14 protein-coding genes and 1 pseudogene are annotated in these 18,263 nt (G+C 38.8%); 11 read left to right on the forward strand and 4 right to left on the reverse strand.

The features are described from left to right. Positions 1-45: 45 nt before the first annotated feature. Positions 46-1,230, reverse strand: a complete 1,185-nt coding sequence (locus tag C9J31_RS01245) for an alanyl-tRNA editing protein (RefSeq protein ID WP_107950684.1) — start codon at positions 1,228-1,230, stop codon at positions 46-48. Between the two features lie 263 nt (positions 1,231-1,493). On the opposite strand from C9J31_RS01245, the gene C9J31_RS01250 reads away from it, so the two are divergent. From C9J31_RS01250 to C9J31_RS23460, 7 genes and pseudogenes are all read left to right on the forward strand, one after another. Continuing rightward, positions 1,494-1,781: a DUF6509 family protein gene (locus C9J31_RS01250; RefSeq protein ID WP_054768221.1), complete on the forward strand. Its 288-nt coding sequence runs from the start codon at positions 1,494-1,496 to the stop codon at positions 1,779-1,781. Between the two features lie 286 nt (positions 1,782-2,067). Continuing rightward, positions 2,068-3,213, forward strand: coding sequence for a VanZ family protein (locus tag C9J31_RS01255; RefSeq protein ID WP_107950685.1), 1,146 nt, complete (start codon positions 2,068-2,070; stop codon positions 3,211-3,213). 13 nt (positions 3,214-3,226) lie between these two features. Further along, positions 3,227-4,561: an FAD-dependent oxidoreductase gene (locus C9J31_RS01260; protein WP_107950686.1), complete on the forward strand. Its 1,335-nt coding sequence runs from the start codon at positions 3,227-3,229 to the stop codon at positions 4,559-4,561. Positions 4,562-4,932: 371 nt separating this feature from the next. After that, a complete protein-coding gene (locus C9J31_RS01265; protein WP_054768220.1) occupies positions 4,933-5,700 on the forward strand; it encodes an ABC transporter ATP-binding protein in 768 nt (255 codons plus the stop codon). Further along, complete coding sequence (locus C9J31_RS01270; protein WP_107950687.1) at positions 5,687-7,558, forward strand: ABC transporter permease; 1,872 nt, start codon at positions 5,687-5,689, stop codon at positions 7,556-7,558. The genes C9J31_RS01265 and C9J31_RS01270 overlap by 14 nt, the downstream gene beginning before the upstream one ends. A gap of 1 nt (position 7,559) precedes the next feature. Continuing rightward, entirely contained in the window at positions 7,560-7,919 is a 360-nt protein-coding gene (locus C9J31_RS01275) for a YxeA family protein (RefSeq protein ID WP_107925350.1), read from the forward strand. 338 nt (positions 7,920-8,257) lie between these two features. Further along, positions 8,258-8,495: pseudogene (locus C9J31_RS23460) on the forward strand (transposase); the annotation flags it as partial. A 155-nt stretch (positions 8,496-8,650) separates the two neighbouring features. Here the strand turns inward: C9J31_RS23460 and C9J31_RS01280 are convergent. Together C9J31_RS01280 and C9J31_RS01285 are read right to left on the reverse strand one after the other, a co-directional pair. Then, the gene (locus tag C9J31_RS01280) at positions 8,651-10,045 is read right to left on the reverse strand and encodes a sensor histidine kinase (RefSeq protein ID WP_107950688.1); all 1,395 of its coding nucleotides are present in this window, start codon (positions 10,043-10,045) and stop codon (positions 8,651-8,653) included. Next, positions 10,042-10,764 carry a response regulator transcription factor gene (locus tag C9J31_RS01285; protein WP_054768219.1) on the reverse strand — a complete coding sequence of 241 codons (723 nt, stop codon included), beginning with the start codon at positions 10,762-10,764 and terminating at the stop codon, positions 10,042-10,044. The genes C9J31_RS01280 and C9J31_RS01285 overlap by 4 nt, the downstream gene beginning before the upstream one ends. A 440-nt stretch (positions 10,765-11,204) precedes the next feature. Here C9J31_RS01285 and C9J31_RS01290 point away from each other — a divergent pair, with 440 nt between their 5' ends. The 4 genes from C9J31_RS01290 (at position 11,205) to C9J31_RS01305 (ending at position 16,622) form a co-directional block, all read left to right on the forward strand. Continuing rightward, positions 11,205-11,819: a PH domain-containing protein gene (locus tag C9J31_RS01290; RefSeq protein ID WP_107950689.1), complete on the forward strand. Its 615-nt coding sequence runs from the start codon at positions 11,205-11,207 to the stop codon at positions 11,817-11,819. A 105-nt stretch (positions 11,820-11,924) separates the two neighbouring features. Further along, positions 11,925-13,286, forward strand: coding sequence for an acetamidase/formamidase family protein (locus C9J31_RS01295; protein WP_107950690.1), 1,362 nt, complete (start codon positions 11,925-11,927; stop codon positions 13,284-13,286). Between the two features lie 760 nt (positions 13,287-14,046). Continuing rightward, a complete protein-coding gene (locus C9J31_RS01300) occupies positions 14,047-14,601 on the forward strand; it encodes an HPP family protein (protein WP_107950691.1) in 555 nt (184 codons plus the stop codon). Positions 14,602-15,152: 551 nt separating this feature from the next. Next, a complete protein-coding gene (locus C9J31_RS01305; RefSeq protein ID WP_107950692.1) occupies positions 15,153-16,622 on the forward strand; it encodes a hypothetical protein in 1,470 nt (489 codons plus the stop codon). Positions 16,623-16,681: 59 nt separating this feature from the next. Here C9J31_RS01305 and C9J31_RS01310 read toward each other — a convergent pair whose 3' ends face one another. Continuing rightward, positions 16,682-17,866 carry a CaiB/BaiF CoA transferase family protein gene (locus C9J31_RS01310; RefSeq protein WP_107950693.1) on the reverse strand — a complete coding sequence of 395 codons (1,185 nt, stop codon included), beginning with the start codon at positions 17,864-17,866 and terminating at the stop codon, positions 16,682-16,684. Positions 17,867-18,263 lie beyond the last annotated feature (397 nt).

Raw genomic sequence — 18,263 nt, forward strand, 5'->3', positions numbered from 1 at the left:
TTTTTAAATGATGTCAATTGAGCATCGATTATTTTTAAAAAGTAGTTAACAAATGGTTTCTTGCATTGCAACGAGCAGCTGTGCTGGAGAAATGATACACTCGCCACCACCTTGGACCATTTGCTCACTACCGCCGCCCTTGCCATTAATAAACGGAAGTACATGCGCGGCGATGTCCTTCATGCTTGTTTCTACATGAGCACCTCGAGCTGCGACAAACTGTAGCTTGTCTTCATTTTGTGAGACAAGTAATACAGTGACGTCTGTACGTTCAGCTACGATAAAACGTGCTAATTTTTGAAGTTCTTGCACAGTTCGTTGACTAAATGATGCCGTAATAATGAGGTCAGTACTAGATGCCAATGCTTTCGCTTCAAAGTTCAGTAATTCTTCTTTCGCTGCCACAAGTGCCTTTTCAGTCGTTTTTTGTGTTGCTAGTAGTTTAGTGAGAGCGTTCGCTACTTCAATTTCAGGTACACTCAGTTGACGTGCAACATCGGCTAGCACTGTTTTTCGCATGGCTAACTCAGTTAATACACGTTGCCCACAGACAAAAGAGACACGTACATTGCCCTTCATTTTTTCAGTACCTAGAATTTTAATAACGTTAACTTGCCCAGTAGAGCTTGGATGCGTACCACCACAGCCGTTGTAATCATAGTCAGGAATAATGACAAGACGGATATCTCCTGTGACTGCTACCTCTTTTCGTAAGTTGAAATTTGCAAGTTCTTTCTCAGTAATCCATTTCGTCTCAATTGGGCGATTTTCTAAAATAATGTCATTTGCTCTCGCTTCAGCCGCAACAAGCTGTTCATCTGTCAGACTATCTACGGCAATATCGATTGTTACCTGCTCACTTCCTAAGTGAAAGCTTATCGTTTGCGCATCGAATAATTCTACAAATGCTGCAGTTAAAATATGTTGACCAGCATGTTGTTGCATATGGTCGAAGCGTCGTTGCCAGTTCAATTTGCCATGAACTAAGCCAGTTAAAGTTGAAGTGTCACACGCGATATAATGACGGATTTCATCGTCAACTTTTTCGACATCAACGACCGGAATATGATTTAAGGTGCCTGTATCATGTGGTTGACCACCACCTGTAGGATAAAAGGCAGTGTTTGATAGTACAACGTATTTACGGCCGTCTGTATCAGTACCTGTCCGTGTAATTGTTGCGTCAAATTCACGTAGCATTGCATCCTGATAATATAGTAGCTCTTTCACTGTAAAAAGCCTCCTTTATATAGTTATATCGTGTAATAAGCGGGCTGGAAACCTTCCTATACCAAGGCTAGTGGAAATAGAGGGATAATACGTTACTCGCAATCCTTTGATACCAATAGGCACCATTTCACACAGCCTATTAATGGATGATTCACTTTATTGTGGCATAATTGCTTGTAGGTGTATACGGGTTTTCTAGTTGACCCATGCTGAAATTGATTTATTATATAAAAGAACAGGTAAAGAAAAAGGAGCTAGTATAAATGAATATTACACAATTTTCTATGGAAGAAATTTTAGATCCGACAAATATTATTGAGGGTAAACGCTTTGAGTTCATTTTAGATGTAGACATTGATGAAGAAGATGAGTTGTACCATGAGGCAGGTATCGAGTTTCGTGTACTAATTGGCGAAAAAGATAGTGAGCCGTTTATTTTAAATTATTTCATTATGGAAAAGGCGAAGGGCGAGTATTTAGACTTTGCTCTTGAGGATGACGAGTTAGAAGAGATATTAGCATTTTGTAAAGAAGAAATAACAAAAGCATAAGCATAAGTTTCTATGAAAGCAGGTAAGGAAAACGAATGGTTTTTCATTACCTGCCTTTTCGTTCTTCCTGAAAGAAGCTCTTCGATTTAGCAAAGATGTTTAGTAGCTAGCAACTTGCTGTAGTCCTTTGAAACAAAAGCAATTTAAGAATTATTTAAGTTTGATGAAATAGTACTGTTGTATTTGTAGATTATGCTTGAAGTAGATTTAGAATAAAAAACAGAGATATTAAACGGAGGGCACTGAAAGTCATTTCGTGCTCTTTTTAAACAGAAGAGGTGCATATATGTCAAGTTATACCAATTCCATAGTGGTGGCAGCATTGATAACGATACTATTGTCATTTGTGTTATTTGTGCCATGGCTCATTTATACGTATCGTAAATATAATTTTTTGTCCGTATCGAAAACAATCATTATGTTTTCATTTATTTTTTATTTTTTAACAGCCCTATGTTTGGTATTGCTACCGTTTCCAGAAACACGTGATACCTGTTCATTACAGTCAGCAGACACTGTCCATTATAATTTGCATCCGTTTCAATTTATGGCGGATATTATGAAAAATAGTGGTATTGTGCTGACAAGTCCGAAGACATGGCTCTTATTGACGAAACAGCCCGCATTTTTCCAGGCATTCTTTAACTTTTTATTGTTGATGCCATTTGGCGTATACTTGCGTTATTTTTTAAAAAATCGTAAGTACTGGAAACGTGCATTTATGTTGAGCTTTTTGTTAACATTGTTTTATGAGACAACACAAGTAACTGGTATTTATGGCATCTTTAATTGTGCGTATCGTATTTTTGATGTGGATGATTTAATGCTTAATAGTATAGGTGCACTTATTGGCTTCTTCTTAGCACCAATTGTGTGGGCAATGTTTCCATCACAAGAGGCTGTTGAGGCAAAAGCTGCTGAAGTTGCAAAAAAAGATATCGTTAAGCCTTTGTCTATTTTACTAGCACTTGTTATAGATGTGATGATTGTACACGTGGTATGGTTCATAGTTGGTGCAGTAACTGGTTATAGCGATATACTTGAGTTTATCGTGCAAATCGCATTATATATTCTTATTTTTGGGGTTGTACCGAGCATCACAAACGGCGCAACCATTGGGATGAGGGTTATGCGCTTTACGATGACAAGCGATAAAACGAAAGGTATCGTCGTACAGTCATGGCGCCGTTGTGTGGCAATTATAGCGACAATCACTATCTTTGAGATTATTCGTATACTGGGGCAAATTGAATTAGATATGGATTCACCGTTTTACGTACTGCAAATTGTTTTAACAATCTTAGCTTTTACACTAGCGTTCTTTTTAAGACTAGTTATCGCCATACATGTCGTACGTGTTATTGTGAGTGGCGGAAAACGCCGACTGTATATAGATGAATATGCAAACTTAGTAGCGACGAGAAAAAAATAAGGGGGCTTGGACGATGAAATACGTAATTATCGGGGGAGATGCGGCTGGAATGTCAGCCGCAATGGAAATTTATCGAAATGTACCGGGGGCAGAAATTACCTCCTTAGAACGTGGCTTTATATACTCATATGGACAATGCGGATTGCCCTATGTTGTAGATGGTCGTATTTCATCGACAAAACGTCTTATTGCTAGAGATGTAGAGACATTCCGTGATAAGTATGGCATTGATGCACGCGTTGGCCATGAGGTGGAACGGATTGACGTAGATAAACAGCTTGTTTTTGGGACAAACGCTTCCGGAGAGCCGTTCACAATAGCATACGATAAGCTGCTCATCGCAACGGGAGCTACCCCAACGATGCCAGTGGAAGAAGGGGCCGATTTAGCGGGTGTGCACACGGTTAAAACCATTCCGCAACTAGAAGATTTACTTTCAGATTTAACATCTGATATTGAACACGTGACAATCATGGGTGGGGGCTATATTGGACTTGAGATGGCGGAAACCATACATGCTTGTGGCAAAAAAGTACGGCTTATTCAGCGTGGTAGTCATGTTACAAAAATCCTGGACCCCGAGCTAGCACAACATGTCCATGACGAAGCAAAAAAGCAGGACATTGAATTATTACTAAATACAACAGTGCAAGCATTTGAGGGAAATGGGCGAGTAGAGCGTGTCATTACAAAGTCTGGGGCGCTAGCTACTGATTTAGTGATTGTTGCGACTGGCATTAAACCCAATACGCAATTTTTAGAGGGAACAGGAATTGTCCTTGCTAAAAATGGTGCAGTTATCGTCAACCGACATCTAGAAACTTCTGTTGAAAATATTTATGCCGCAGGTGATTGCGCGATGCATTTCAACATTGTGAAGGAGCGCTTGGATTATATACCACTAGGAACAACAGCGAATAAGCAGGGGCGACTAGCAGGTTTGAATATGGCCGGGAAATGTGCGCCATTCCGTGGCATTGTGGGTACGTCTATTATGAAGTTCTTTAATCTATCCGTGGGAACAACTGGTATGAATGAGCATATGGCAAAAGAACTTGGCTTTGAATATGAAGCATATAAATTATCTGCACGTCATATCGCGGGTTATTATCCGGGAGCTCAACGATTGTATATTAAAATTGTTGTACGGAAGCGAGACCAACAGTTACTTGGTGCACAAATTGTGGGACCAGCAGGCGTCGATAAGCGTATAGATGTCTTTGCAACAGCGTTATACAACAAAATGACCTTACCTGATTTACTAGATTTAGATTTAGCGTATGCGCCGCCATACAATGGGGTCTGGGACCCGCTACAGCAGGCCGCAAGAATGAATGGGCGTTTATAGAGTGATATTGTAATGACAGAAGACAGAAAGAAAACTGCATATACGATATTCAGGTAGATTGAATAAAATATATCTTTGCTGTAAAAGGACAAAGTTAGGCTAATAGTGTATGCGGCATCAAAAATATGATTTTACGGCTTCAGTTGAAGTTTTAGAAATAAGCCTAGTATAGGATTTGAAGGATTCATACACAATTTTGTGTGTGGATCTTTTTTATAGCCTTGGGAAGTTGATGGATTTCAAATGTATTTCAATAAAATTCTATCATATCTTGTTAAATTGAATTTGATTTAAGGTTGATGTAAGCTTACGACAATTTTGATGTAAGTTTGGGGTCGTATACTTTAGTCAGAAGGAAGAGGTGAGCGTATATGACATCATTATTAAAGGTGCAAAATGTAGGGAAAATGTATGGTAAGGGCGCGAATACATTTACAGCGCTATCAAATATAACATTTCAAGTAGATAAAGGTGAGTTTGTTGGTGTAATGGGGCCTTCGGGTGCCGGAAAATCCACTTTGCTAAATGTATTAGCGACAATTGATACGCCAACGACAGGCGATATTGTCATCGGTGATGTAAATTTAGCACGCATGAAAGATGCAGAACTCGCAGATTTTCGTCGAGACAATCTAGGGTTTATCTTCCAAGATTATAATTTACTCGATTCGTTGACGGTTCGTGAAAATATAGTACTACCACTAGCAATTGCGAAAGTGCCAACTAAGGAAATAAACGAAAGAGTTGATCGGATAGCAGCGTTGTTTGGCATAGGCGATTTGCTCGATAAATACCCGTATCAAATTTCTGGTGGTCAAAAGCAACGTACGGCATCGTCTCGAGCATTAGTAACTGAGCCGAAGCTTATCTTTGCAGATGAACCAACAGGGGCGTTGGATTCAAAATCAGCGACAGATTTACTAGAAAGTTTGAGTGATTTAAATCAATCACAGGCCTCAACAATTATGATGGTTACGCATGATGCCTTTGCGGCAAGCTTCTGCCAGCGTATTTTATTCATCCAGGATGGGCAGCTTTCTAAAGAAATTCATCGTGGTACACAAACAAGAAAGCAATTTTTCCAAGAGATTTTACAGGTGCTTTCTAGCATCGGAGGTGGAGTAAATGACGTTATTTAGCTTAGCTCGAAAAAATATACAGCGTAATTTGTCAAATTACTTTTTATATATTGCTTCGATGGTATTTAGTATCGTGATTTACTTCACATTTGTAACATTAAAATATAATGAAGATATTTCTTCCGTAACAGGAATGTCAAAGCAAATTAAAGGGCTGATGAGTGCATCATCGGTTGTACTATTATTCTTTATAATTATTTTTATTGCGTATTCGAATTCGTTTTTTATGAAGAAGCGAAAAAAAGAGGTAGCGCTCTATTCGCTACTTGGCGTGCGTAAGCAAAAAATTGGCTTAATGCTATTTTTTGAGAATCTAGTTATTGGGCTGATATCACTAGTATTAGGCATTGTCATTGGTTTCTTTATGTCAAAGGTGCTACTTACAATCTTGGTACGCCTTATGGGTTATGAGGTCGTAGCGAATTTACCGTTTTCATCTGAAGCAGTGCTAAATACTGCAGGGATTTTTGCACTGTTGTTCTTATTCACTTCATTACAGGGTTATCGAGTAATTTATCAGTTTAAGCTGATTGATTTATTCCATGCAGAAAAGCAGGGGGAGAAAATTCCTCGTGCATCATTCGTAGCGGCTATTCTTGGGACGGCGCTCATTGCATTTGGGTATTATACCGCGGCTGCTGATATTTTTACGAGTTCAATTTGGCGCTTATTCACAATAATAGGTACACCCCTTATGGTTATTGGTGTAACAATCGCAGGGACATATTTACTGTTCCACAGTGTCAGCGTGTTTGTTCTTACAGCGTTGAAAAAGGCGACGTCATGGTCGTGGAAACGCTTGAATCTAATTGGGGTATCGCAATTATTGTATCGTATTCGAGCAAATGCGAAATCGCTGTCTATCATTGCTATACTAAGTGCAACGACTATTACAGCAGGTGGTGGCGTTTTTGGAATGTATTACAATACAGAAGCGTCAGTACGTCAAATGTTACCAAATACGTTCATGTGGAAAGGCGAGCCTGTCGAGTTTTCGCAAGAAAATGTGTTGTACAATGAATCACTTACTGCGAAAAGCTTACGCGTTGATAATGAATTTGCATTTTTTGAATATACATTATTAAAGGAATCTGATTACAATCGTTTAGCAAAATTGCAGGGAAAAGACCGTGAATTACAAATTGCAGATGGTTCTACAATCCTACTGGATGCTAGTTATGATGAACGTTTTTCGCATGATTTTACAGGTGAAAAATTTAAATTACAGAACGGTGATTCCTTCCATGTCGATGAAATGTATACAGATAGTGTGTTAAACTTTATTGCAGCTGGTACGGTTCTTGTAGTCAATGACAAAGAGTTTGCAGCAGCAAATGCAGATGATGTTAAGTTGCAGGTAGTGGGTATGGACAATGACTTAAAGCAACTGAACGTGTCTAAGGAGATTTACGAACAGCTTTCAAGTGATCACCAAGAGGGATTTTCAAGCGTACCGCAAAGCTATAAAGACAGTATCGCTACAGTTGGATCACTACTATTTGTGGGGAGCTTTTTAGGGCTCGTATTCCTAGCGTCTACTGGCAGCATCATTTACTTTAAAATCTTAACTGAAGCAGAAGAAGATCAGGCGAAATATGCCATTTTAAATAAGATTGGTGTCAACAGTAAACAAATATTGAAAACTGTTGCGGGGCAGGTAGCTGTGATATTTGGAGCTCCTCTCGTTGTGGGCATCGTGCATAGTTCATTTGCCCTGATAGCATTTTCGAAGTTATTTAATATGAATATGACTAAGCCAGTTATTTTATGGATGGTCGCATATTCAGCAATCTATGGTTTATATTATATCTTCACAGTACGATCATTTTATAAAATTGTGAGACAGGGGGCCAAATAAAATGAAGAAGGTTTTCTTGGGTATCGGAGCATTATTTATACTGTTCGTGGCAGGTCTAGTCGTGCTTATGACAGTTGACTTTAACCGTTTAAATAAAGACACATATTATGTTCATATTACTTCTGATGGCGAAGTAGAGGAATACAAGGCGAGTGACGGACAAATTTTCGAGTTGTATTGGTACGAGCTTCCAGCCATTAATGAGAAGGGTGAAGAAATGACATTGAGGTTTTCTGCACAGAAAAATTTACGCCATGATGCGTATTTAAAGCTTTATGTGAAAAAAGAAAACGAAGTATCGTCATATGATGAAGTACAGTTCGATGATATGCCTGCAAAGGTACAAAAACAACTAAAGTAAAAACTAGCAAGAAGGTTTCTCAGAATTAATTTCTGAGAAACCTTCTTTCAGACTGATGACGGGTTTGTCTTCAGTCTTTTTTCTTATCAAATAGAAGCATCTATATGAAGCTGTTATTATCCCCTAGCAGACGCTTTTTGCGGGCCCCTCTTCGCATGCTATTCCCGCAGGAAGCTTTGCTCTGTAGTGAAAGGCGAATGCCGTCATCCGCATGCACTCCAATCAGCTAGTGTCATCGAGGCGATGGATAGGATGACGAACAATAAGTAATAATGAATGACATCCATTAGAAATGCTGACATCGAAAAATCATTGAACGTCCTATTTGGGCGTAATAGGTGAAAGAAGCCGTTCATATACATTATCAAAGAGACATGAAACAAATTTATGCACGTTGAAAAGAAACAATTGAACGTGTATGTGCAGATGCGAAAGAAAAGCATGGTAAGTGTTGGGCACCCTTACGAGGGATTAAAAAGTTGTTCATGCAGGTGAAGCTCACTTATTGAGAAGCTAGCTTATTGGACATGGCAAAGTCGGCAGAAAATAGTTGCGCCTAGCGTACACGGTCATTAATAAAATAGGGGCAATTTGCAAAGAATATTTCTGATAAAATTTCAAAAGGTATTCGGCATATAATCATTTCGAATACCTTTTGTATGAATGTAAAGTGTGCACCAGCAACATTCAAGCTCTGGGCAGAAGTTTAGTGAAAGCTTTGGCACGTATTTTTACTGCGTTTTGGCATCTTGGATTGTTTCTTTTAATTGAATATTAACCGTTGTCCCTTTTTGCTCTTCGGAAGTAATGGTCACGGATCCTCCATGAGCTTCTATAATATCACGTGCAATAGCCGTACCTAGTCCCGTGCCATGTGTGCGCTCGGTATTTGTACCACGATAGTAGCGTTCAAAAATATGAGTAAGATCTTCAGCGGAAATACCGTGGCCATCATCAGAAATTATAATAGAATTCTCTTCGACAAGGACACGAACATTTACCCCTGGTGCATTGTGGAGCAATGCATTGTGTAAAAAATTCATGACAGCACGGCGCATAAAGTGCAGGTCAATATTGTGCTGGATAACGTCGGCATTAGCATCAAAATCAATATGGGCTTGCTCGTATTGAGGCATATTGAGAGTGTCGATTATGATTTCACGTATAAAGTGAACCATATTTACCTCAGTCAAAGTAAGCGGTAACTGCTGATGTCTTAGGCGCATCGTTAAGTTTAAATCATCGAGTAAATCTTGCATATGCAATGATTGTTTTTCGATAATTTGGGCGTATTCACTTTGCTCTTGAAGTGTTAAATCCTTATTATTCAATAGTTCTGCATAACCTCTAATAGAAGAAAGAGGTGTTTTCATATCGTGTGAGACATTACTTATCCATTCCTCGCGCATTATTTCTAACTGTTTTCGCTCTTGTTCATGCACTGCTAATTCGCTCGACACCTCGTTTAAGTTTTCAAATACAGGCTGATAGACACCCTTGGGCGTTTTAATGGGTACGTGTTTATGATTTTTTAAATGTTGAATGCGTTCAATCATTGCGTAAAGAGGCTTGGTTAAAGCACGACCGAATAGCCAACCTACAAGAGTCGCCACCAGCAAATCTGCAAAAACGATAAGGAGCCCATATTTACCGACAAGTTGTAAAGTCGATTCACCAGATATGTGGGCGACATACCTTGAAACACCACTACCTTTGATACCGATTAAATAATTAATATCATCTTTACTGCCTACATAAACCGTTGTATCAACATCGAACTCCTTATATTTGTAAACTTGAATTAACTCCACAGGTGCATAGTGTGAAAGGGCATTTTCTGGAGCGAAATGTGAGGCAATGACCTGACCGTTTGTATCGAGCAATTGAATCCATGCGTTTTGTTGATGTAATTGTTGAAGTCCCTCATTACTGACATTACCAGACTCATCAACATACTGCTCAAACGCTCGGACAAAGCTTTCCTCATTACTGGTAGTAGCATTATCAAAGTGTCTTACTTGCTGATAGATAAGGAGCCCTATGAGAATTGCTGTATTCACAAAAATAACAATGATGACAATGGAGATTACTGAAAATAGAAAACGAGCTGTAAGTCTCCACTTCATGTCTGCGCCTCTTTAGGCACCATAAATTTATAGCCAAGTCCTTTGACCGTCGTAATGAAAACAGGCTTTGATGCATCGATTTCAATCTTCTCGCGGAGTCGCCGAATATGCACCATGACAGTGTTGTCAGAGCCGAAGAAATCCTCACCCCATACACGTTCAAACAGCGTTTCTTTGCTTAAAATCCGATTTGGATTGTGCATAAAGCAGGCCATTAAACCAATTTCCTTAGCAGTTAGTTCCAATAAATCGCCGTCTTTATGTACTTCGGTTTCATCACTATTGAGCAGAAAAGGTCCAACCTGCAAGGTTTCCAATGTATGAGTTGGCCGTTCGTCTTGTGTTTGATATCCTGCGCGGCGTAGCTGGGCCTTCACACGATAGGCTACCTCTTTTGGGCTAAAGGGCTTTGTAATATAATCATCCCCACCAATGGCAAGGCCTAAAATTTTATCAATCTCCTCTGTTTTAGCCGACATAAAAAGCACAGGTACATGTGATATTTCACGAATACGTCGGCATAAATCGTAGCCTTCACCGTCTGGTAGCATCACATCGAGTAGCACGATATTGGGCGAAGTCTGTTGAAAGCTCGCCCAAGCTTCTGAAATTGAGCCAGCGGTATATATGTGCTTGAAGCCCTCTTTTTGTAAACTAGCCTTTAGAAGATTTGCTAAGTCAGCCTCATCATCCACGACTAAAATAATTGGTTCCTGCATGCTTTCACACGCCCTTTCATTTTTATTTATGTTCATAACTGATAGATCCTGAATAATTGCGCTTCGCCTGTATATTAGGAAGTTGCTTGGAGCGCAATTAGTCATTATAAAATTCATTATAAATGAAACCTGCTAAGAAGACGAAATGTAGTGGAATGTAACTAAAAATTAAATGAGTATTTTAGCAAATGGGCTTCGATATAGTTAAGAGTAGCGAACAGATCGGATGTAAGGATAAGTCGATTACTAAAACAAAAGAAGATCACTTGAATACGTCATTGAACATTATTCAGGCTTTGTACTTCCTATTTGCCCTTAAGGTGTGTCGCATTAACTTAAAGTCAATTGTGTATAAACGTACACAAAGGCCTTTTAATTATATGAAACTTTCCAGGTAGCCTAAGCGTAGTAATAGTATTAACAATTCAGGAGGAATGACGATGTTTAAAAAAATAGCGGCAGATGCACTAGGGCTTTCAGATATTGGGGTAGTCATATCTCATGAAGATTTTGACAAAACAGATGCGGATGATTTTATCCTGCATGAATTAGACGAGAAAATCTATTTTTTGATTAAAACCAAAGCAGATGAATATTGCTTTACAAACCGTGCCCTCATCCATGTAGATGGTGCCAATGCGATGAGTAAAAAGCGATTACTACGTCGCTATGACTATTCAATGTTTAAAGTTAGTGAGGTTTTTCTCGAAACAGCAGGAACTATTGATCTTGATGTCGAAATTAAGTTTACAATAGGCGATATAAAGCTATCAATCGACATTCATAAGCGTTTTATTGATGAAATTAAGGACTTGTATAAGGCGTTACATGCCATTGGTTACGAGCAAAAGCAAAATGCGTACAAGTTTAATGTAGCGGAGCAGAGCCTTACTATTGCCTCAGCATCAATGGGACGCATTGGTAATGATAATATATCACCCGCGTCGTCATTCAAAGAAATTACAAGCTTCGCAAGTAAATGGATGATAGATCATAAAGAAAAGTACGTTAAGGAAGACTTCTCACATATTTACGATTTGTATATTAATAAATAATGATTATAGCTCTCTGCTCGTTTAAGTGGAGAGCTCTCTTTTACCCTTATTTAAGGAGTAAATTTACTACATATAAAAATTTTAGGAATTGGAGAGTGGGTAATCATGATAACCGAATTACAAATACATGAGAAAGTTAAACAACCGGAAAATGAGGTCATTGTACAGCAGCCGCAAGCCGTGGAAACATTATTCGTAAATGAGTTTATTGATGGTATTTTAGATCCCCAGCAGAAAATGCTTGGTCCTGTAAAAGATGGGGGCATGATTATTGCTAACACAACGCCAGGTTGTTGGGGGCCAATGCTAACACCTAGGATTCGTGGCGGCCATGAAGTAACAAAGCCTATTTTTGTAGAAGGTGCTGAGGTAGGAGATGCCATTGCCATTACAATTAAGTCGATTCAGGTAACATCTCTTGCAACGTCATCTGGTCATGATGAGGCAATTATCGATCGATTTATTGGCGATCCTTTTGTGTCAGTGAAATGCCCAGGCTGCGGTAAGCTTCATCCAAGTACTGTAGTTAAAGGTATTGGACCACAGGCAATTCGTTGTTCAACTTGTGATACAGAAACTTCACCATTTAAAATGACAAATGGTTACACAATGGCATTAGATCAAAAGGGCAATATCGGTGTGACAGTTGGTCGCGAAGGTGCCCGTCGCATTGCACTCGATGCTAAAAATTATATGCGCACACCTGAAAATTCTGTGCAAAATCCAGCTGTTGCTTTGGCACCAAGCGATTTAATTGGTATTATGGCAAGAATGCGCCCGTTTTTAGGTCAACTTGGGACAACGCCCTCGAAGGCGATGCCAGACTCCCATAATGCTGGTGATTTTGGGTCGTTTTTGATTGGTGCACCACATGAATATGCGTTTACACAAGCTGAACTAGATACACATCGAACAGATGGTCATATGGATATTAGCCGTGTACGCGAAGGCGCTACGATTATTTGCCCTGTTAAGGTAACTGGTGGCGGTGTGTATATTGGTGATATGCATGCGATGCAGGGTGATGGAGAAATTGCTGGGCATACAACAGATGTAGCAGGAATAGTTCAACTTCAGGTGAATGTTTTGAAAAAAGTGACATTAGAAGGTCCAATTATCTTACCGAATGAAGAAGATTTGCCATATACAGCGAAGCCGTTTACGAAAGAAGAAAAAAAACGTGCTCGTGAGCTTGCTGAAGAATTTGGTGTTAAGCAGGTAGAGGAAGCCTTCCCAGTATCAGTTGTAGGATCAGGTACAACATTGAATGAGGCAACAGATAATGCTATTAGTCGAGCTGCACGGTTATTCGAGATGAGCGAGCCGGAGGTCATGAATCGTGCGACGATTACAGGTTCTATTGAAATCGGTCGTCATCCTGGCGTAGTAACGGCAACCTTCCAAGTGCCGAAAACGGTGCTGAAGAAAGCGCGAATTTTTAAACCAGTGAAAAAACAATATGATTAATACGGAGCCTGCCTTAAGTGGTAGGCTTTTTTCTTTTCAAATAGAAGTAACTATATGAAACCATTGATTTGCGCTACGGCGAACGCTTTTCGCGGGCATGGCCTCAGACTCCTCATCACTCCGCTCCTGCGGGGTCTTCAGCTCATGCTATTCCCGCAGAAATCGCCGCCTGCGCTCCAATCAACGAGTGTGCGTCTTCGGTAAAAATTATGAATGTTACTTTCAAGACTCAGCAGATTTCTATCTCATCTTAAAAGAAATTGCAATCAAAGATTATGGAGCTCTGACCAAGTCTTTATTGATTTGACACAGATAAAAGTGAGTGCGAACAAGTGTAAATTTGAAAAGAAAATCGTGCGCAAGGAAATGCGTGCATATGAGGCAAAACGTCAAGAAGAGCTGAATCAAGAACGGTGGACCATGGAAAATTGAACGTGTATTTGCTGCCATGAATTAGAAGAAGCTAGCTAATTGGACATGACAAAGTCCAAAAATGACGGAAAATAGTTGCTCGAAGCGTACTACAGTCATTAATAGGGCTATTGTGAATACCTTTTATGCTGAAAATAGATAACAAATATAAGCACTGTCAGAAATCTCTTGGGTAATTAATAGAGTCGCTCGTAAAGGTTAGTTTTGTCTAAAATATGACAAATAGAAATTGAATTCTATTTACTAGCTGATATAATAGAAAATGCTCAGAAAAGCTAGAAAAAAGACTATGTTCGACAGAATTATTGTAAATAAAGGATGGCGGGTTATGGCAGATTTCGTACGAGTGCAGGAAAAAGAAGAAAAAAATCAACGAATAAAAACATACATATCCAAAATGAACGGAGGGGGGCATGCTCCCTCAAGAACAAATTTTGCTGATGCTGCTACAGGTGCGTTTGGTGGCTTAATCTGTATTTTTGTCTTGCTTTGTTTAACAAATTATACAGGAGCACCGTGGTTAATGGCATCTCTTGGTGGCAGCTGTGTTCTTGTCTTTGTTGTATGGAATGCACCATTATCGCAACCACGCAATATTATTGGCGGGCATTTTATATCGGCTGTAATTGGGTTGTCTATGTATTCACTGTTAGGATCGGGTATTGTATCCATTAGCCTCGGTGTGGGTTTAACAATCTTTTGTATGGCACTTTCAGGGGTGATACATCCTCCGGCTGGAGCCAATCCGATTATTATTATTTTAGGGGGCTATGGTTGGAGCTATTTAGTCATGCCTGTACTAATTGGTGCTCTTATTATTGTAATCTTTGGTGTGCTGATAAATAATTTACGAGAAACTCGAAAATATCCGATGTTTTGGTGAAATTTTACCGTATGGAAGCCTAGTATTCGCTATTAAAAATGATAGCCCGACTTCCTGTTCGGTGCAGAAAAAAGTGTCTCAGTTGAGTCACTTTTTTTGTAACTATTTTTTTTATTGTACGTCTACTGCTATGAGAATGAGTGTTTCTCGATGTTATTCGGGTATGGTGTATAACTTTTTTGAAGTTGTACATATCACATAGGCAATGAGCTATTTGTGACAATGCGATTGGGCTACCAACTTATGAGCAACTGTCCAACGGACTCATTGCCTTATTTTTATGCTATATGTTATTTTAAAAATTATATTAAGTAGGCCATCTATGAGGTGCATATGCATGCTTTTAGATGGCTTATTGTGTGTTTGAAGAAGTTTGTCGAATTTGAACAAGCGCTTTTGCACTTTTGTTAGGCATATCCATAATTTTTTAGCATATGTTGGATAAGATTTGATATATTGGAGAAAGAGTATTCAAGTTTTTTAGAAGAACGTATTTTTACATGACAGGGGAAGATCTTTGTTGGGAGAATTTGATGGGGGGCTCCGGTTGTATGCTGTTGGATTGTGATGAGCATTTATTCATGACATATAGTCAAAGTGGCGAAAAGGGTGCAGAAAAATTACTTTCAAAATGGGCGGAAATCAGCACACAAAAGGATCCCAAAATATTAGGAATGACGCTGTCACCAAACTTATTTTTGGTCAATGAAGAAGCGGCAATGAATATTGCTTTCTCTACAGCTCGAAAATACTGGGGACGAGTATCCACCGAACTGCAACTTTTTTTTGAGAAGCATGGACTTGATGAAAAATTTGTCCATGACCGACTCAATGCCTTTTTTTATACGCAAAAAGGGAAAGAAACTTTTTTTGAGCAACTTTTCGCACAGCATACGATGGACTTAGAGCGGTTAATCTGGCTTATTTTCGGAAAGCGTTGGCAGGTAACGCTGCCTGTGAATGACTTACAAACAATATTTTTATATAAATTTAAAGATGAGTATTTTGTGCATATGATATATAAAGAAGAAGCTTTATTTTGGCACTGGCTCTTTACTAAAAAAGTTTATTCACTGCTTATCCACAGACCATTAGAACAATTCACATTTATCCACGAAATGATGCGTCATTTTGAACATTCAGCGCAAATAACTTATGCACATGTGAATAACTTTGTGCATAATTACAGAAAAAATCTGGATAAGTGCATAACTTTTGTGGATAACCATAATGCTAGCTGTTTGGCAAAAAAGCAACTTCGTCTTTATCAAATTGTGACGCACTACCGTTTGTCGGCAGGGGATTTTCAATGTGTGAAGGATTTGATTACTTCTTTTGAAGCAGATTGGCGTTATTCAATGTATGCGTTAACTGAAAAAGAGAAAGTACTCATTGCGTACATTCTATTGCATATGGGGCATGGGGAGCAGGATCATGAAACTGTTATTCATTATGGGGAGTACTTACTAGAGGATGAACGACTGAATAATTACGCAATAGAGATTATGCTAGAATATAAAGATTTACTGCCCAACCGAAAGCCAACACCACCGGCGATTATAAAAAATTATGCGCTCAATTATCTAGAAAATATGTATGCTGTATTACTTGATAATTATGTGAAAATGGAGCGCTATAATGAAGGGTTAACGCTTATCAAAGAGAATGTGCTAGCATCTAACAAAAAAATACATGCGGCATTAGTGCAACAAAACTTTAGTAATGAGCAATTTATAGCGATGGAGGCGTCAGTACAACAAGATATTGCTCTACAAGTAAACAATTCGTTGCAACACATTGGTCTATCTGTGGAGGAGTGGCGTCAAAATTACTGTGAGCCAGATGCACCTTATTATTTGGTAGCGCAGAGTTCGTCTTTACACATGGTGAATATATTAAAGGTTTTATTTGTGACTGAACAATATGAGCTATTTGAAAAATTAATGGAAGTATATAAAAAATATTTACTCATTGACGATCATTTTGGGAAGCTTCGAACGTTTATAAGCGCGTATGTGTAATTTTTAAAAAAACAGAGTGTCCAATGCGTCCTATCAAGACGTCCGAGGACACTCTGTTTTTATTCTAAAACACCGTTTTCTTGTAGTGCAGCAATTTCTTCACTACTATAGCCAAGTGCGCTAAGAAGTTCTTCATTATGCGCGCCAAGTTTAGCGCCAACATGTTTGTATACAGGCTGATAACCGTCGAATTTAAAAGCTGAGGCAATTTGTTTTTGCGTTGAGCCGTCGTTTTTTGGAATATCAACAATCATATTACGAGCTTGTAGCTGTGGATGCTTACATGCCTCTGGGAAGGTTAATACTGGTTCCACACAACCTTCGAAATTTTCATTAAAGACCTCAAGCCATTCTTCATAGGTTTTTGATAAAAATGCATCGTGAACTGCCTCTTTAAAACGTATTTGTGTGTAGTACGAATCATTAAACGTGTTATCAATTAGCTCAGGAATATCAAGTGCCTCACAAAGTAGCTTACGAAACTGTGGCTCTAAGCTTCCCACGGAGAAAAAGCGTCCATCCTTTGTTTTGTAGAAATCGTAATAGCTGCCACCGTTTAAAATTTCTTGTTCAGGTTGTGGTACACGATTTCCGCCTATATAGGCCGAGCCATACATCGCATTGAGTGAAAAGACAGCATCAGTCATACTAATATCGACATACTGCCCCTCCCCTGTTTTTTCACGATGTAATGCAGCAGCAAGTACCCCAATTGCCGCGTGCATTGTGCCCCCTGCGATATCTGCAAGCTGAATGCCCATGGAGACAGGCTTTTTGTCTTTATGACGTGAATAATCGAGTACCCCTGCAAGTGACAGGTAATTATTATCATGCCCAGGCCGATTGCTATAGGGGCCTGTTTGACCATAACCTGTAATGGCACAATAAATTAACTTAGGATTCACTTCTTTTAACGCTTCATAGCCGATGCCAAGACGTTGCATGACTCCAGGGCGAAATCCTTCAATTATCACGTCGTACTCTTGAACAAGAGATTTTACTATTTCTACAGCCTCTGGTGATTTTAAATTCAATGTAAGAGACTTTTTGGAACGGTTTAAATGTTGGTGAATAAAAGCCTCATGATCTTCATCGTATGGAGGCATAATACGTGTTAAATCTACTCGTTTAGAAGATTCAACATGAATGACCTCGGCACCTAGGTCTGCAAATATCATTGTCGCCATTGGCCCTGGTAGTAATGCAGAAAAATCGAGAATTTTTAACCCCTTTAAAATACCCAAATCTCCCAACCCCTTTTTGTGTAGGCTACAAAAGCAAGAAGCCATTGTAGCGCTTTTCTCATTATCCCCATATTGTGAAAAGCGTGTTTTACTAAAATCTGTATTAATACAGAATATTATAAATTTATCAGTATTATAACAGATGTGCAGTTGACTTGACTATGTTAAATTTCATTATAAAATAATTTGTCAGAAAATTATATGTCAGCATAACAATAAAAGTAAAAAAATTTAGAATATAGATTTTCTAGCAAAATTCAGACAACAAATGTCTATTATTTGAAAATTCAGTCACACAATAGACACAAAAATCTCTAGGTATAGGGTTGTACATAGAGATTTTTCAGATGTAACGCTCAGCGTAAATCATCGCTTATAATTTGTGAAAATCGTAAAT

Source organism: Lysinibacillus parviboronicapiens (assembly GCF_003049605.2).
GTDB classification, from domain to species: domain Bacteria; phylum Bacillota; class Bacilli; order Bacillales_A; family Planococcaceae; genus Lysinibacillus; species Lysinibacillus parviboronicapiens.

What these genes read in the sequence shown, in the direction of transcription:
- C9J31_RS01290 (WP_107950689.1), top strand. Translation starts at nt 11,205, where the DNA reads ATGTTTAAAAAAATAGCGGCAGATGCACTAGGGCTTTCAGATATTGGG.
- C9J31_RS01265 (WP_054768220.1), top strand. Translation starts at nt 4,933, where the DNA reads ATGACATCATTATTAAAGGTGCAAAATGTAGGGAAAATGTATGGTAAG.
- C9J31_RS01270 (WP_107950687.1), top strand. Translation starts at nt 5,687, where the DNA reads ATGACGTTATTTAGCTTAGCTCGAAAAAATATACAGCGTAATTTGTCA.
- C9J31_RS01255 (WP_107950685.1), top strand. Translation starts at nt 2,068, where the DNA reads ATGTCAAGTTATACCAATTCCATAGTGGTGGCAGCATTGATAACGATA.
- C9J31_RS01295 (WP_107950690.1), top strand. Translation starts at nt 11,925, where the DNA reads ATGATAACCGAATTACAAATACATGAGAAAGTTAAACAACCGGAAAAT.
- C9J31_RS01300 (WP_107950691.1), top strand. Translation starts at nt 14,047, where the DNA reads ATGGCAGATTTCGTACGAGTGCAGGAAAAAGAAGAAAAAAATCAACGA.
- C9J31_RS01280 (WP_107950688.1), bottom strand. Translation starts at nt 10,045, where the DNA reads ATGAAGTGGAGACTTACAGCTCGTTTTCTATTTTCAGTAATCTCCATT.
- C9J31_RS01250 (WP_054768221.1), top strand. Translation starts at nt 1,494, where the DNA reads ATGAATATTACACAATTTTCTATGGAAGAAATTTTAGATCCGACAAAT.
- C9J31_RS01305 (WP_107950692.1), top strand. Translation starts at nt 15,153, where the DNA reads ATGCTGTTGGATTGTGATGAGCATTTATTCATGACATATAGTCAAAGT.
- C9J31_RS01285 (WP_054768219.1), bottom strand. Translation starts at nt 10,764, where the DNA reads ATGCAGGAACCAATTATTTTAGTCGTGGATGATGAGGCTGACTTAGCA.
- C9J31_RS01260 (WP_107950686.1), top strand. Translation starts at nt 3,227, where the DNA reads ATGAAATACGTAATTATCGGGGGAGATGCGGCTGGAATGTCAGCCGCA.
- C9J31_RS01275 (WP_107925350.1), top strand. Translation starts at nt 7,560, where the DNA reads ATGAAGAAGGTTTTCTTGGGTATCGGAGCATTATTTATACTGTTCGTG.